Origin of the sequence: Paenibacillus sp. DMB20 (assembly GCF_000987955.1) — a bacterium.
Taxonomy (GTDB): domain Bacteria; phylum Bacillota; class Bacilli; order Paenibacillales; family Paenibacillaceae; genus Paenibacillus_AQ.
Map to the genome: position 1 here is coordinate 1 of NZ_LAZU01000004.1, position 14,438 is coordinate 14,438.

Genomic DNA, 14,438 nt, shown 5'->3' on the forward strand with positions numbered 1-14,438 from the left:
TCTTATGGGTCACAGTTTTCAGAATGCGTCAAAGGGCGGTTTTCTTTTTCACAAGGCTTCTTGTCTGCAGTAAACGAGTTATTTTTCATGAATGATGCATATAATTGATTGAGGGCAAGGGACTTGGCCGGGAGAGAAAGCTATAGGTCGGAAGGAGGAACCGCTTTGGAATCGGAATCGCATTGGATGTTTGACTTTTTCGGAAGCGTGATACCCGTATTTTTCGTGGTGGTCCTTGGCATAGTGCTGCTGTCGGCAGGTAAAAGCATACTCCAGTGGAACCGTAACAATCAGCAGCCGGTTTTAACGGTTGATTCCCGAATTGTGAGCAAACGTAGCGAGGTGAAGCATACCCACCATCCGGACGATAGCATATCCAGCAGTTCCCGTACTTCCTACTACATTACGTTTGAAGTGGAAAGCGGCGACCGGATGGAGTTCGCTGTCAAAGGTTCCGAATTCGGAATATGCGCTGAAGGCGATGAAGGCAGATTGTCTTTTCAGGGCACACGCTATCTGCGGTTTGAACGTTATCCCAAATATCATCACGAGCCGGCCCACAGTTATGAACGCATGAAGTAGACGGTTAAACCTGTAACTCCATTTGTTATATAATGAGGAGACTATAATCGTTCGACTGGCAGCAGCATGAAACAAGGAGGAACAGGCTATGAGATTTAAAAATAGGACCGTCATCATTACCGGCGCGGCACAGGGGATCGGCGAGGGCTTGGCCCATGCGTACGCGGCTCAAGGAGCACAAGTCGTGCTATCCGATGTTCAGAGGGAGCAAGGCAGGAGCGTCGAACAATCCATACTGCAAAAAGGCGGTTCCGCGCTTTTTGTTCCGTGCGACGTGCGAAATGAGCAGGATATCGTTCGCTTGGTCAATCTGGTTCTCGAACGGACCGGCTCTCTGGACATTGTGATTAATAATGCCGGGGTATCCTGCTGGAAGTCTCCGTATGAGCTGACTGTCCAGGAATGGGACGATATCTTGAATACGAATGCACGGAGTTGTTTTCTGTTATCGCGCGAAGCTGCTAAGTATATGAGAGACTCAGGCAAGGGAGGAGCCATCGTAAATATGTCCTCCACTCGCAGCATCATGTCAGAGCCGGATACGGAGGCATACGCCGCGTCTAAAGGGGCCATTCTATCATTAACCCATGCGCTTGCGGTTAGTCTTGGGCGGGATGGAATCCGCGTAAACTGCATCAGTCCCGGCTGGATTGAAACAGGAAGGGCTGAGCATTTAAGGGAAAAGGATCATAAACAGCATCCGGCGGGAAGGGTAGGCACTCCGGATGACATAGCAAAGGCTTGTTTCTATCTGACAGATCCGGAAAACACTTTTGTTACAGGGACCCACCTCATCGTTGATGGCGGAATGACCCGAAAGATGATATATGAGGAATGACCTAGAATTAATAGTGATAATAATTAATGATATTAATAAATAGAATTGATAACAAAGCCCCTTTTTTGAATATATATGTACTCGCTCTGCTTTGATTAAAGCAGGGCTGTTTTTTGCGTAACAGTTAACATAATAAAAAATATGTAAACTATGAATTCATATCTATCCGATAAGTTTTTATTAATTCACAAATTCTCAATAGCTTTGTGCCTTCGCGTTTGCTATTATGAGGAAGGTTTAAATTTAAGATATCCTTAAAAGGAGGAGCGATCATGTCTAAAATGGTTAAATCGGTAACGATGTTTGCCGTCATGCTGCTTTTGCTGGCTTTCCCGGCCGGTGTTTGGGCACATTCCAAATTGGAATCCAGTATTCCTCCTGCAAACTCGACCGCAAAGGAAGCTGTAGAGCAGTTAAGCCTTACTTTTAATGAAAAAATCGACCCGACGTTAAGTACATTGACGATCACGAATGACAAGGGCGAGAAGGTTGACTCCGCCGAAGTCAAGGTGGAGGGAGAGGCCCTGGTCGCCAAACTTTCCCAACCTCTCGTTACAGGCTCTTATTCCGTGGAATGGAAAATCGTCGGTAAAGACGGGCACCCGGTGAAAGGAACGTACAGCTTCCAGGTAGAGGCTCCCGAGAAGGCGCCAGCCGCTGCCAGCGGGGACAAGGAAAACGGAGACAAAGATGCCCCGGACAAAAAGGAAAACCAGTCCGCAGCTCCTTCTGACCGCGACAAAGAGGAAGGCGCTTCATCTTCAGAGCAAAACAAAACAACAGACCCGGATACCGATTCTTCGGTCCCTGCCCAACAGTCTAAGCCGGCTCCCGAGAGCAATGCCGAGGGGAACGGAAATTGGATTTGGATCGCATTGGTTGTTGCGGTTGCCGTAATCGGAGTATTTTTGGTGTTCAAACAATCGCGGAAAAGACGGTAGGCCATGTACTGGATCAGCGAACCGTTTCTCTATGTAGGCTATGCTCTGTTAGCAGGCATGTCGCTTTTCGCCCTGGTGCCGAATACGATGAAACCGAGGATAAATTATCCGGCATGGCTCGGCCCGGCCGCTTCCGCGATCGTTGCCGCAAGCGCCTTTATTCCCATTCTGCAAATCATTATGTTCTTCAAAGAGGATATCGGCTTTTACCAGTCATTCAAGGCGGTTATGTTCAATTTTAAGGAAGGGGAGCGGTATGCTTGGATAGTGGCGCTATCGCTGCTAGCAGCCGTTCTGAGCGTTCTCGTGCGCCGCAGGCTTCGACGCCTCTCCGCTGGCTGTTTCCATTCGCTGTTTTGGGAATTGCCGCGGCCATGTCTTCATTTAACCACGCAGCTTCCCTATTCGGAGTAACGGGGGAGCTTGCGTTTTTCGGTCATTTCACCGCAATGGCTCTCTGGACGGGCACCCTGATGATGGTTGGTTTTTACAGCCGGGGCCCTGAAGGGTGGGGCGCGTTTTTAAAATGGTTTCACCCCTTGGCCGTCGTCTGCGTTTTGATGGTTATCGCTTCGGGGCTGTTCCTTATGACAGGGGTGACGCCGGATCTTGTGAAAAGCTGGATTCTGCCATACGGACAGGCTCTGCTGCTGAAACATATCCTGATTCTACCTCTGCTGGCATTTGCTTTTATTAACGGCAGTTTGATGAAGAGAAGACTCATCAGAGACCCACAGGCCAAGCCCGCCATTTGGGCAAGAACGGAAGCTTTGCTGCTATGGCTTATTTATATCGTGACCGGGTATATGAACCAGCAGCCGGCTCCTCATGCTTATACCGACAGCCTTGCTCAATCCGACGCGGCTGCAACCTTTCGTTGGTTCCATCCGGGATATCAAGGCGGAGCCATCGGATGGGAGTGGAGCGTGCCCGGGATGCTGCTTCTCTTATGCGGAGCCGGCTGTTTGGCCGGCATGATCCTGATGTTTGCCAAGAAGAACGGGGCTGGCAAAGTCCTTCTGCTCGGATTGGCTGCCGCCGCTTCCCTGTACGCAGGCATCATGTTTTCCTTTGCTTGAACCGACCAGAGCACCTAAGAGGGCAGTCCCTAATGAAATGCACAAAACCATGAACCCAATAAAAGCAGGCCACTCCAGAATGATCTCGGGCGGCCTGCTTTTGCTATTTCTCTTGGTATTCCATAGATGTTCCGGCGTTGTTCATCTCCTAATGATCCAAGAAGACTTCATACTTAACCGTTTTATTATAGGTTTCAATCTTGGAGCCGATCTCCTGTGCGGCTTTGTCAAGGGCTTCCTGAGGAGATTTTTGTCCGTTCAGGACCTCCTCAATGGCCGTTTCCGTGATTTGGCGGGCTTCAGGGAAAACGCCCATGACTGCGCCCTGGGTAGCCGTGTTCGGCTCGGTTTGATGCAATTGGTCCACCGCGGTCTGGAACTGAGGATATTTCTCCAGGTTTTCCTTCACAATCGCTTCGTCGTAAGCTTTCGTGGTGATAGGGAAATAACCGGTATTCACGTGCCAATAAGCTTGCGTTTGCGGTTCAGCCAAATATTTCATGAACTCCCAGGCTGCTTTTTGCTCGTCTTCCGATTTATTGTTCATCAGCCACAAGCTTGCGCCGCCGATGATCACGCCGCCTTTGCCTGCATCAGAAGGTTTGGGAAGGAAACCGGTTCCCACTTCGAATTTACCCTCTGCAGCACTGACAATACCGCGAAGGGAGGCGGTCGAGTCGAGCATCATGCAATTTGACCTGCGGCAAAAGCCTTCTTGGTATCATCCGTTTTACGTCCAAGGTTCAGGAGCGCCTTATCGTCAACCATTTGCTTCCACCAATCCAGCGTTTTCACGCCTGCAGGACTGTTGACCTGCGAAGCGGTCGCCAGGGAAGTACGTCCATTGCCGTTATTCAACAACTCTGCCCCCTGGTTGGCGAAAAATTGCTCCATAAACCAGCCGTAAATGGCAAAGGATGCCCCGGTTTGGCCCCCTTGCGTCAGCTTCTTGGCTGCTTCGGCCACTTCCTCATACGTTTTTGGTGGATTTTCAGGATCCAGACCTGCCGCTTTGAAAGCATCCTTGTTGTAATAAAGAATCGGGTTGGAGGAGTTGAAAGGCATGGAGTACAGCTTGTTGTCGAATGTATAGTAATTTTTAATATTCGGCTCCAAGGAGGAATTGTCGTACTTCTCCGCATCCATAAAGTCCTGAACCGGGCGGATCGCTTTGGTATCCATCATGAAGCGGCTCCCGATCTCGTAAACCTGGATCATGGTCGGTCCGCTGTCCGAGCCCAGGGTAGCCTTCAGCTTGTTCAAGCTCTCGTCGTACGTGCCCTGAAAAACGCCCTCTACCTGGATATCCTTGCGGGACGCATTAAAATCCGAAATCAGCTTGTCCGCCACCTTGCCGAGCTCGCCGCTCATGGAATGCCACCAAATCACCTTTATCGGTTCTTTCTCCGTGGCGTTGCCGGAAGCGACGGCGGTTTCTGCGCTTTTGGGCGAGCTGCTGCCCCCGCAGGCCGAGCTGACAAGCATCAAACAGGTAAGGATGAGCAGAGTGAAGGACCTTTTCCCAAAACGTTTCATGATCGGTTAATCTCTCCCTTTTTGAAAATATAGTTTGGTATATATCAGAAATTACGGTGCCGGAGCTTTCTAACGAGACCGGCAGCGCAAGGCTGATTTCAGGCAAATCTATGTTTTCATGAATTAACCCTTTAGCGCGCCTGCCGTTATGCCCCGAACCAGCGGTTTTAAACCGAGCCCAAGCAGAAGAAGAGAAGGAAGAAGCAGAAGAAGGACCCCTGACAATATCAAATTCCACGAGTTCATTTCCTCGAACTGAAGCATGCCGATCCCGATCTGGACGGTGCGCATCTCTTCCCGGTTGGTCGTCAACAGAGGCCACAAATACATATTCCAATGGTTTAAGAAGGAATAAACGCCGAGCGTGGCGATTCCCGGAATGGACAACGGCAGCACCATTTTCAGAAAAGTGCGGATATGTCCGCAGCCATCGACCCGAGCCGCTTCGAACAGCTCCTTTGGCAGCTGAAGAAAGCACTGTCTTAGCAGAAAAGTTCCGAAGGCGGTAGCAGGAACGGAATGATCAGACCTTGATAGGTATCGAGCCAGTTTAGGCTTTTTACCGTTAAATAGTTCGGTATCATGATGACTTCCCAAGGCACCATCATCGTGGCCAGAAAGAGGCCGAACAGCATCGTTTTCCCCGGAAACCGGAGAAATGCGAAGGCATAGGCGGCAAGGCTCGCCGTTACTATTTGCCCGGCCATAATCGCGCAGGAGACAATCAAACTGTTGGCGATAAACCTTATAACCGGGATGGTATCGATTACTTTAATGAAATTGGATAAATTCACGGCTTCAGGAAGCAAAGGCGGCGGGTAAACCGCCGATTCCGCTTCGCTCATCATGGACGTCGAGAGGGTGTAAAGAAGAGGGAATGCCACAACCAGAGACCCGATAAGAAGCGCGATGTAAATAAAGCTTTTGGGCAGGAGACGCATGCTCATTGGTAGTGCACCCTCTTTTCCACGAATTTGAATTGCAAAACGGTCAGCAGGAGAATGATGGCAAACAGGATCAGCGCTTGAGCGCTTCCGATGCCGAACCGGAAATTGATGAATGCGTCCTGATAAATGTTAAAAACGATGACGTTCGTGCTGTTCATCGGACCGCCTTTGGTCAAAATGTTAATTTGTCCGAAAGCTTGGAATGCGCCAATGACCGAAACCACCAAAGTAAAGAACAACGTCGGGGAAATGAGGGGCATCGTAATCCAGAAAAAAGTACGCAGCGGACCGGAGCCGTCGATTTGCGCGCTGTCGTAAATATCCTCGGCTACGCCCTGCATCCCGCTCAGCATCAAAATATAATTAAACCCCAGGTTCATCCAAACCGTCATAATCGCTACGGAAAGCATGGCCCACTTCGGATCTGTTAACCATTGGACCGGCTCTATCCCGGCAATCGACAAGAAATAATTCAGGACGCCCAAGGTAGGATGATAAAGAATCATCCAAATCATCGAGCCGGTACCAACGGAAACGGCCATGGGCAAGGAGAAGACAAAACGGAATATTTTCATGCCCTTGAGCTTGTTATGGGTGAGGGCCGCAAGAAGCAGAGCTGCTGCAATTCCTGTAGGAACGGTCAGTATGATGAACAGCATCGTGTTGCCAAAGCTCTTATAAAACATGTCGGAAGCCAATATTTCCTTGAAATTGTCGAGACCCACGAATTGAGCCACCCGTCCTTGCGGATCCGTGAGGAACAGGCTCAGGTACACGGACTTTAGCAAGGGGTAGAACAAAAAAGCGCCAAACAGCAGAAGGGAAGGGGCTAAGCATACATAAGCCAGGAAGATTTCCCTGCGTCGGAATTTTTTGATGGATGTACGGCTCATAACATGCGCAGCTTCAGCTTCATTGGCCGACGGTGTCAGAGCGTGCCTTGGAGGGGAGAGAGACAATTCTTTATCCATGAGTAGGTTAACCTCACTTTCCGGCTTGACTTTACTGCTATGAGTATAGAAGCCGGATGTAAAATCTGGTGAAGGGATATGTAAGAACACGGTAATTTATTTAAAAATAGGCTGCAGTTGTAACCTCTATGGGCGGATGCACATAAGATACAGAGTGAAATCAAGGTAGTGAGGAGGAGGACTGTGGCCGTTATCAAGACATCTTCTACGGATGTTGATTTGCTGGCAAGGCTGCTCCGGGCCGAGGCGGAGGGCGAAGGGGAACAGGGGATGCTTATGGTTGGCAACGTCGGGGTTAACCGGATATTGGCAAACTGCCTGGACTTTAGAGACATCCGCAACATGAACCAAATGGTATTTCAAAGCCCCGGAGGATTTGAAGCCACGCAGAAGGGATATTTTTATCAGAGAGCCCGCGACCGGGACCGGAGGTTGGCGCAACGCGTCATCAACGGAGAAAAGATCTGGCCGGCAAACAATGCTTTGTGGTTCTTTCGGCCCCAAGCGGAATGCCCGTCAACTTGGTACAATCAGGAAAACACGGGACGATTTAAAGCCCATTGCTTTTTCAGACCGACCTTTGAGGATTGTCCAAACGTTTATCGATAAGGTTACTTAAAATAAAGGAGGAAATTACTTATGTTTAACCATGGATTGCCCCCAGTGAACTATACGATCGGAAACGGATATCCCGGCATCCAGCAGGGTCAGCCGCAAACGGCCCATAGCCGCGGAACGGCCGGTTATACAGCCAATGTGCCGCCTCAGGTGATGAGCGGCGCTCAAATGACGCCGCAGGGAAAAGTCGTGCCGACGACGCAATTCGAACAATCATACATCGAAAACATCCTTCGTTTGAACCTTGGCAAGCAGGCAACTTTTTATATGACGTACGAAAACAACTCGCAATGGAACGCGAAGGTCTTTACCGGCATCGTGGAGGCTGCTGGACGCGATCACATTATCATTAGCGAGCGTCAGACCGGAAGAAGAATCATATTGTTGATGGTGAACCTCGATTATGTGGTGTTTGATGAACCGCTGACTTATCAATACCCGGGAGTAATCGGCACCCCTCCTCAGGGCCGGTAATATCAAAGTTAAGCTCAAAAGAAACCGCTGATCGTCCTTTCCGGATGAACGGCGGTTTTTCCTGTATAAGGGGGAAAGTTCATAAGATCAGCCGCCGTTTGGAATGTTTATCACCGCCGAGCGCATCAATTCCATGTAAACGAGGGTTAACGGATGATTATTTAAAAACAGCTTGTAACAACGTGCTTTTATGTCATAAGGTGGAGTTTGACTGTGTATCGTATAACTATATAATTAATTATATAGCTTTATTACGTTTGAATGAGACAAGGAGATGAGACCATTGGGAAGTTGATGCTGGATCGGATGTCGTTGTTATGCCTTTTGGCTTCACACATTTTTAATAACCGAAGGAGGTGTTCCTATTCGCCGTAGCGGTTCGTACGGCGGGTAGGAGATCGATTGAGTGACCCTTTACCGAGTTTATTAGGATTATCCTTGGTATTGATTTTCGTTTTATTGAACGGATTTTTTGTAACGGCCGAGCTCGCCTTTGTTAGGGTAAAAGGCAGCCGGATCGACGCGCTTGCGGACGAAGGAAACAAGAGGGCAAGACAGGCGCAGCGGATTTTACGCAATTTGGACGCCTACCTGTCGGCTTGCCAACTGGGTATCACACTGTCGTCTCTTGCATTGGGCTGGCTGGGTGAGCGCGCGATAGCCGGGTGGATTGCGCCATGGTTCCGGTTTACGGGGATGGGGGAAACAGCGCTACACGCGGTATCCACTGTTCTTGCATTTGCTTTTATCGCTATTATGCATATGGTTCTCGGGGAACTGGCGCCCAAAACGGTGGCTGTCCGCAAAGCCGAGAATATGACCTTACTCACCGCTGTTCCGGTATACTTGTTTCACAAAATATTGTTACCTGTCATCTGGCTGGTCAATGGCCTTTCAAACCTCCTGCTGCGTTTATTCCGGATGACTCCGGTCGTCGAGAAGGGTGCTGTGCACACCGAGGAGGAAATTCTCGACCTGATGAAAGAGAGCAGCGAGGTCGGCCTGATCAATGATACCGAGCTAACCTTGGTTGACAATATTTTTGAATTTGCGGATACCACAGCCAGAGAGATCATGATTCCGCGAACGGAAATGATCTGTTTATACACCAATCTATCCATGGAGGAAAACCTCGAAATTGCCCATGAAGGGATGAGGACCCGCTATCCGGTCTGCGAAGAAGATAAAGACCATATTATCGGCTTCATTCATATAAAGGACCTGATGCGAGGACACGTACGCGACCATTTGTCCTTAATTCGCCCGATCATCGCCGTTCCGGAATCCATGAAGATCAGTGATTTGCTCAAAAGAATGCAGCGAAGCAAAACGCAAATCGCCATTCTGATTGACGAGTACGGCGGTACCTCCGGTCTCGTTACCCTGGAAGACATCATGGAAGAGATTGTAGGTGAAATCCAGGATGAGTTCGATGAGGAGAGACAAGGGATTGAGGTGGTATCCGAAGAGGAATATTCCATCGATGGATTGATGTTGATTGATGAAATTAACGACCATTTTGGTCTGAATGTGGATACAGAGGATTATGATACGATTGGCGGATGGCTGTCCTCTAAGCTGGAAGCGATCCTGCCGCATCAAGGGCAGTTTTACTCCTTCGAAGGTTATTTGTTTATCGTCGAGGAGACGGAAAATAAGAGAATATCCCGCATTCGCCTGCTTAGACAGGAAGTTATGGAAGCGGAGGCCGGCGTTTCATAAGCCGGAAGCAAAAAAACAGCGGCTATGGCCGCTGTTTTTTTGCTGTTTCACTAATCAATGTCAAATAAATGAAGAAAATGTCATCTCTACTCTCGTTTTATATGTTAATATATGGATGTTTCAAAAAATCATGAGAGAAAAGGTGATGTTATGTCAAACGTTAAAAAGCGAGCTCGTGTCTTAACTGTTTTTGCAGCAAGCATGATGTTAAGCTTGGCCATTGCCGGCGGAGCTTCCGCTGATACGGCAGCAGATCAAGCACCTGGGGCACTCACCTCGCCACCGCCCGTGGAAATGAACCTCATGTCAGTGGATCCATCTTATAAATATCTTTCCAATGCCAATGTTTCCATTCAAAAAATAGGCGGTACCACGCTTCAACTAACAGGAGCTACATATGCATACCAAAACGTGGATTCCCTTGGAGCCAACTACATTCTTCAGCGTTGGACAGGCTCCGTTTGGGTTGATGTCGACAGCAGCGTCGGTCAGTCTTTCAACAACAACAGCTATTTTGGATCCAAGACATGGAGCACCATTTCAGGTTATTATTACCGCGGCAAAACGATTCATTGGGCTCAAGAAGGATCTACTAGAGAAGAAACCACTCTCTATACTCAGAGTATTCTAATGGGCAATTAATAAACATTATATCTTACCATGAAAAAGGGCGTCCTCTAGAGGGACGCCCTTTTTAAACATCTGGTTTAAGGCAAACTGTTAGCCATCTTAACCAGTTCTTCCTTGCTCAGCTCTCCTGCAATCTCAATCCATACGTTATTGTAGAGAAACTGAAGGGTGCTCAGGCGGCCTTTGGCAAGGATTGCCTCCGTACCGGAATCCAGTATCACTTTTTCCGTATCCAGCCCGGGGGACGACACAGAGACTGGACCGTCCGACATCCCGATCATCGAAATGGTCAGCATAATTCCTTCTTCCGAGATATACTTTACGGCCAAATTGTTAATGGCGGATTCTCCGTCTGCGGGTGCAGCAGCAAGAACATCATCATACCGATAACCTTCCGGGATATATTTGATTTCCGGATAGGAGAATGATAAGCGTTTGGTCACCTGCTCCAGCGACTTGCTGCCTTTCTCCGAATCGCTGCTGTCCAGAAGCGATTCTCCGATTTGCCCGGCTTCAGGTCCCGAACCCTCCGGAGGTGGAGCCGTTTTCGCAACCGTATCGGATGTCGGTTCGTCTTTACCGGATATAATCGTTACAATTCCGTCCCCCCATTCTTTCAACTGCTGATAGATAGGGGAGACGGCTTGCGTAATGGTCGGGGGAGAGAAGAAAATCGCCCCTGCCATCATGGAAGCTGCAACGACGCCGGCAAGCTGATATTTGCGTTTGCGTTTGCGACGTCTGTTCATTGTCTCAAGCTGCTGTTTAACCTTCATCCAGGATTCTCTCTTGGTATCATGAGCAGGGAGAGAGGAATCGGAAGAAGCCGCACGATCAAATGCCTCGTCGAAAGTTTTGTCAAACCAATCGTCAAATTTTTCGTTGCTCATCCATAACACCCCACTCCCTATAAAGCATTTTTTTAACAGATTCCCTTGCCCTGAAAAGGCGTTGCTTCACGATTTCTTCCCGGGTATCCAACAACTCGGCAATTTCTCGGTAAGACAATCCGTGCTTCCATCGGTATTCAATAAGCACTCGGTATTCCGGCTTTAGCTGCTCCAAGTAATGGATAATGGATTCCTCCATCATTTTGGATTCTACCTGATGTTCCACATTTGTGGAAGAAGCAACCAATTCCTCTTCACATATAAAAACACGGTCAACATCGATTTGGTTACGGTATTTTTTATTTTTTCTTAAATAATTCATCGTCGTATTTTTCGTAACCACTCTTAACCAGGCCTTCAGCTTGCTTTCATTATCAAAAACGGGTTTGTTGGTGATCACTTTGATGAATGCTTCTTGAATGATATCCTCTACAGCAGCATGTTCACGGACCACATACATGATTTGTCCATAAACCAAGTCATAAAATTCATAATAAACCTCTTCCTGCAGAGGCTCGGAAATTTCGTTATATTCTGCTGCGAGGAGCAGTTGCAGTCGGTTAGAAGACACACGATTATCTCCTCTCTGGTGTATCCTTTGCGATCCTTCCATCATTTTAACTCATATTCGAAAATAACGTCCAATAATATCAAAACATTTCCATTCGCCATATTTTAAAGAAGAATTTTACTTTACCAAAGCCGACATGGTTACAGAGAGCTAACGCGGGACTTTGGATGGAGGTTTTTTTGTCAGAGTGGTCATGGGGACAGGGTTGCTTTTTTATGGAGGTTCACTTTAAATAAGTTTTATAGAGGGAGATTACGACGAAAGATGGTGAACTGCCGTATGCCTCAGGTTGTTGACCGGTACAATGATTGGATTGTTCTTCTCTCCGTATTTATCGCTGTCACATCTGCCTATACGGCATTCGATTTAATGGATTGGGTGCTTTTCAAGAATAGAAAGTCCTTGTGGTGGACGTTTCTGATCTCGTTTGCTCTCGGAATCGGGATATGGTCCATGCATTTTATCGGCATGCTGGCCATGAAAACGGTCATTTCAGTGACTTATGAGCCTTCTATGCTTTTGATTTCGCTTTTTTTGCCCATATTGGCCTCATTTTTTGCCATGCTGCTTGTTTTCATTGACCGTTCCATTTCGCGAATCCAGTTTATTCTCAGCGGGTTCCTTATTACGATGGCTATCGTATCGATGCATTTCGCAGGAATGCTATCGATGAATGTACCGCTGTTATACCGGCAATCCGCTTACCCCATGGTTTTGTCGGTAATCATCGTTCTGCTTGCTTCATATTCGGGTTTATACCTTGGCATATATCGATCGGAACGCCGCACATTCAGCCATCTGACCCTTCCGAAGATCATGGGAGCCTTGATACTCGGCTTGGCGGTATCCGGCATGCATTACACCGCGTTGGCGGGAACCACCTTCAATGCGTTGGATCGGAATCATTCACTGTCCGGAACCGGGGTGAACAGTACTTTGCTGGCGATTATGGTCAGCGCGGCCACGCTCCTCATCATTTCGTTCATCCTGACCGGTTTATACCTTGATCGAAGGGAAGTGCTGTACAGCGCCAGATTTAACGAGAAGCGTTACATGACTTTGTTCGAGTTAAACCCGGACCTGGTTATTTGCGTGGATCCCAAAAAGCAGCGGATCTTGAGCGTGAATCCGGCCGTTCTCGCCAATACCGGCTATACCGCAGAAGAGGTGATGGCCCTGCCGCTGGAGAGCCTGTTCTGGAGCAGGCGCGATCATCTCATTATGCTGTCAGCCGTGCAGAGAGCCTCTGAGGGAAATCCCCGTCAGGTTGAAATCCGGATGAAGAATAAACTTGGGGAAATGGTGATCCAAAGCGCAACGGTCTTTCCGCTCGATACCCAGCGCCAGCAGCTGCTCTACATTATCACAAAAGACGTGACCGAACAGCGCCTGTCCGAGAAGGAGCTCCTTGCAGCCAAAGAAGCGGCTGAGAGCGCTGCCAGAATGAAAAGCGAATTTTTGGCTACGATGAGCCATGAACTCAGGACTCCTTTAAACGGGATCATCGGCATTAATCAGCTTCTGGCCGACGGGGAAGAGGATGAAGGGCGCAGGGAGCTGCTGGAGCTTCAATCCAAGAGCAGCCATGCTCTTTTGAATGTCATTAACGATATTTTGGATTTGTCCAAAATGGAAGCAGGCAAAGTCAAGCTGGTTCGCGAAAAATTCAGCATTCGTTCCCTTATCGAAGAATGTTACGACCTGTTCGAGGTCATCTCGCGGGACAAGGCCATTGCCATGAGATTTTATCTGAACCCGGACGTGCCGGACACGGTGATCGGCGATCAAATGCGTCTTCGTCAAATTTTGGTCAACTTAATCGGCAACGCTTTGAAATTTACCGATGAAGGCTTCATTTCGTTAACAGTAAAAAAGATCGGAAGGGATAACGGCAGGTATACCCTTGAATTCAACGTGACGGATACCGGGATTGGTATCGAGCCGGATAAGGTGGAACTGCTGTTCAAACCTTTCTCGCAGCTGGATGGCGCTCAGCACCGGAAATATGAGGGGACCGGGTTGGGTCTCGCGATTTGCCGCAAACTCGTTGAGATGATGAATGGCGAAATTTGGGTCGTACCCGAGGTAGCAAGGGGGCCCAGTTTGCCTTTAGGATTCAGCTAGATAAAAGTGAAGACGAACTCACAGGCGGACGAGATACAGACCATGAGTGTGCCTTCGATTCGGATGCGGACAAGCTCCGGGTGCTTCTGGCCGAGAATGGCGAGGTGGACCGCAGAGTCACCGCCCATATGCTCGACAAGCTGGGATGCTCCGTAAAAATGGTGACGGCAGCCGGCCAACTGACGGAAGCTCTTCATCATAGAGGTGCGTATGATTTGATTCTTTTAAATTTAGATATGCCTGATTTGAATCGGCTCAGCTGGGACGATACTCCCCCTGAGATCGGTTTGAGACCTTATGTCGCAGCCATGACTACCCAATCGGCGAAAGAGCACGCCGCCCTGCCGATATCGGGCGAGTTCATTGATGTGTATGTGGAAAAACCGATAGATATGAGGCAGCTGCAGGATATTGTTGTATCCGTTAGAAGGCTGCGTCATCTCCCGTTAAAAAGCGGGTAAAAAACGAAAGTTTGATCATAACAAATTTTATAAAAAAGGGACTGCCGTCAGGCC

14 protein-coding genes and 2 pseudogenes are annotated in these 14,438 nt (G+C 48.5%); 11 read left to right on the forward strand and 5 right to left on the reverse strand.

What is annotated here, in order from left to right; genetic code table 11:
* Positions 1–165 precede the first annotated feature (165 nt).
* The 5 genes from XI25_RS01725 to XI25_RS01740 all read left to right on the forward strand — a co-directional run bounded on the left by XI25_RS01725 (position 166) and on the right by XI25_RS01740 (position 3,440).
* Positions 166–582 carry a DUF2500 domain-containing protein gene (locus XI25_RS01725; RefSeq protein ID WP_082112171.1) on the forward strand — a complete coding sequence of 139 codons (417 nt, stop codon included), beginning with the start codon at positions 166–168 and terminating at the stop codon, positions 580–582.
* 88 nt (positions 583–670) lie between these two features.
* Positions 671–1,420, forward strand: coding sequence for an SDR family NAD(P)-dependent oxidoreductase (locus XI25_RS01730; protein ID WP_046677089.1), 750 nt, complete (start codon positions 671–673; stop codon positions 1,418–1,420).
* Positions 1,421–1,692: 272 nt separating this feature from the next.
* On the forward strand, positions 1,693–2,361 hold the full coding sequence (locus tag XI25_RS01735) for a copper resistance CopC family protein (protein WP_046677090.1): 669 nt from the start codon (positions 1,693–1,695) through the stop codon (positions 2,359–2,361).
* Positions 2,362–2,364: 3 nt separating this feature from the next.
* A complete protein-coding gene (locus XI25_RS33985) occupies positions 2,365–2,775 on the forward strand; it encodes a hypothetical protein (protein WP_235439618.1) in 411 nt (136 codons plus the stop codon).
* The gene (locus XI25_RS01740; RefSeq protein WP_235439619.1) at positions 2,736–3,440 is read left to right on the forward strand and encodes a copper resistance D family protein; all 705 of its coding nucleotides are present in this window, start codon (positions 2,736–2,738) and stop codon (positions 3,438–3,440) included. The genes XI25_RS33985 and XI25_RS01740 overlap by 40 nt, the downstream gene beginning before the upstream one ends.
* Positions 3,441–3,588: 148 nt before the next feature.
* Here XI25_RS01740 and XI25_RS01745 read toward each other — a convergent pair.
* From XI25_RS01745 to XI25_RS01755, 3 genes and pseudogenes are all read right to left on the reverse strand, one after another.
* A pseudogene (locus XI25_RS01745) lies at positions 3,589–4,976 on the reverse strand (ABC transporter substrate-binding protein).
* 123 nt (positions 4,977–5,099) lie between these two features.
* Positions 5,100–5,923 (reverse strand): annotated as a pseudogene (locus XI25_RS01750) (carbohydrate ABC transporter permease).
* Positions 5,920–6,894, reverse strand: a complete 975-nt coding sequence (locus XI25_RS01755; protein ID WP_082112172.1) for a carbohydrate ABC transporter permease — start codon at positions 6,892–6,894, stop codon at positions 5,920–5,922. The pseudogene XI25_RS01750 and the gene XI25_RS01755 overlap by 4 nt, the downstream one beginning before the upstream one ends.
* Positions 6,895–7,077: 183 nt before the next feature.
* Between XI25_RS01755 and XI25_RS01760 the strand changes: the two genes are divergently transcribed.
* The 4 genes from XI25_RS01760 to XI25_RS01775 all read left to right on the forward strand — a co-directional run bounded on the left by XI25_RS01760 (position 7,078) and on the right by XI25_RS01775 (position 10,350).
* Entirely contained in the window at positions 7,078–7,503 is a 426-nt protein-coding gene (locus tag XI25_RS01760; RefSeq protein WP_046677091.1) for a cell wall hydrolase, read from the forward strand.
* Positions 7,504–7,533: 30 nt separating this feature from the next.
* Positions 7,534–7,986, forward strand: coding sequence for a spore coat protein GerQ (gene gerQ, locus XI25_RS01765; protein WP_046677092.1), 453 nt, complete (start codon positions 7,534–7,536; stop codon positions 7,984–7,986).
* A gap of 402 nt (positions 7,987–8,388) precedes the next feature.
* Positions 8,389–9,708: a hemolysin family protein gene (locus XI25_RS01770; protein ID WP_046677093.1), complete on the forward strand. Its 1,320-nt coding sequence runs from the start codon at positions 8,389–8,391 to the stop codon at positions 9,706–9,708.
* A gap of 150 nt (positions 9,709–9,858) precedes the next feature.
* Positions 9,859–10,350: a hypothetical protein gene (locus XI25_RS01775; RefSeq protein ID WP_046677094.1), complete on the forward strand. Its 492-nt coding sequence runs from the start codon at positions 9,859–9,861 to the stop codon at positions 10,348–10,350.
* Between the two features lie 65 nt (positions 10,351–10,415).
* On the opposite strand, the gene XI25_RS01780 is transcribed toward XI25_RS01775, so the two are convergent.
* Entirely contained in the window at positions 10,416–11,228 is an 813-nt protein-coding gene (locus XI25_RS01780) for a DUF4367 domain-containing protein (RefSeq protein WP_046677095.1), read from the reverse strand.
* Complete coding sequence (locus XI25_RS01785; protein ID WP_235439620.1) at positions 11,209–11,844, reverse strand: RNA polymerase sigma factor; 636 nt, start codon at positions 11,842–11,844, stop codon at positions 11,209–11,211. The genes XI25_RS01780 and XI25_RS01785 overlap by 20 nt, the downstream gene beginning before the upstream one ends.
* Positions 11,845–12,063: 219 nt before the next feature.
* Here XI25_RS01785 and XI25_RS01790 point away from each other — a divergent pair, with 219 nt between their 5' ends.
* Both XI25_RS01790 and XI25_RS30965 read left to right on the forward strand, forming a co-directional pair.
* Positions 12,064–13,923 (forward strand): sensor histidine kinase, encoded by a 1,860-nt coding sequence (locus XI25_RS01790; RefSeq protein WP_052759415.1) that lies wholly within the window; start codon positions 12,064–12,066, stop codon positions 13,921–13,923.
* A complete protein-coding gene (locus XI25_RS30965; RefSeq protein ID WP_082112173.1) occupies positions 13,869–14,384 on the forward strand; it encodes a response regulator in 516 nt (171 codons plus the stop codon). The genes XI25_RS01790 and XI25_RS30965 overlap by 55 nt, the downstream gene beginning before the upstream one ends.
* The last annotated feature ends 54 nt before the right edge of the window (positions 14,385–14,438 follow it).

Bases quoted from the DNA above. Each gene is read 5' to 3' on its own strand.
- XI25_RS01790 (WP_052759415.1), top strand. From the start codon at position 12,064: ATGGTGAACTGCCGTATGCCTCAGGTTGTTGACCGGTACAATGATTGG.
- XI25_RS01755 (WP_082112172.1), bottom strand. From the start codon at position 6,894: ATGGATAAAGAATTGTCTCTCTCCCCTCCAAGGCACGCTCTGACACCG.
- XI25_RS33985 (WP_235439618.1), top strand. From the start codon at position 2,365: ATGTACTGGATCAGCGAACCGTTTCTCTATGTAGGCTATGCTCTGTTA.
- XI25_RS01775 (WP_046677094.1), top strand. From the start codon at position 9,859: ATGTCAAACGTTAAAAAGCGAGCTCGTGTCTTAACTGTTTTTGCAGCA.
- gerQ (WP_046677092.1), top strand. From the start codon at position 7,534: ATGTTTAACCATGGATTGCCCCCAGTGAACTATACGATCGGAAACGGA.
- XI25_RS01785 (WP_235439620.1), bottom strand. From the start codon at position 11,844: ATGATGGAAGGATCGCAAAGGATACACCAGAGAGGAGATAATCGTGTG.
- XI25_RS01740 (WP_235439619.1), top strand. From the start codon at position 2,736: ATGTCTTCATTTAACCACGCAGCTTCCCTATTCGGAGTAACGGGGGAG.
- XI25_RS01735 (WP_046677090.1), top strand. From the start codon at position 1,693: ATGTCTAAAATGGTTAAATCGGTAACGATGTTTGCCGTCATGCTGCTT.
- XI25_RS01780 (WP_046677095.1), bottom strand. From the start codon at position 11,228: ATGAGCAACGAAAAATTTGACGATTGGTTTGACAAAACTTTCGACGAG.
- XI25_RS01730 (WP_046677089.1), top strand. From the start codon at position 671: ATGAGATTTAAAAATAGGACCGTCATCATTACCGGCGCGGCACAGGGG.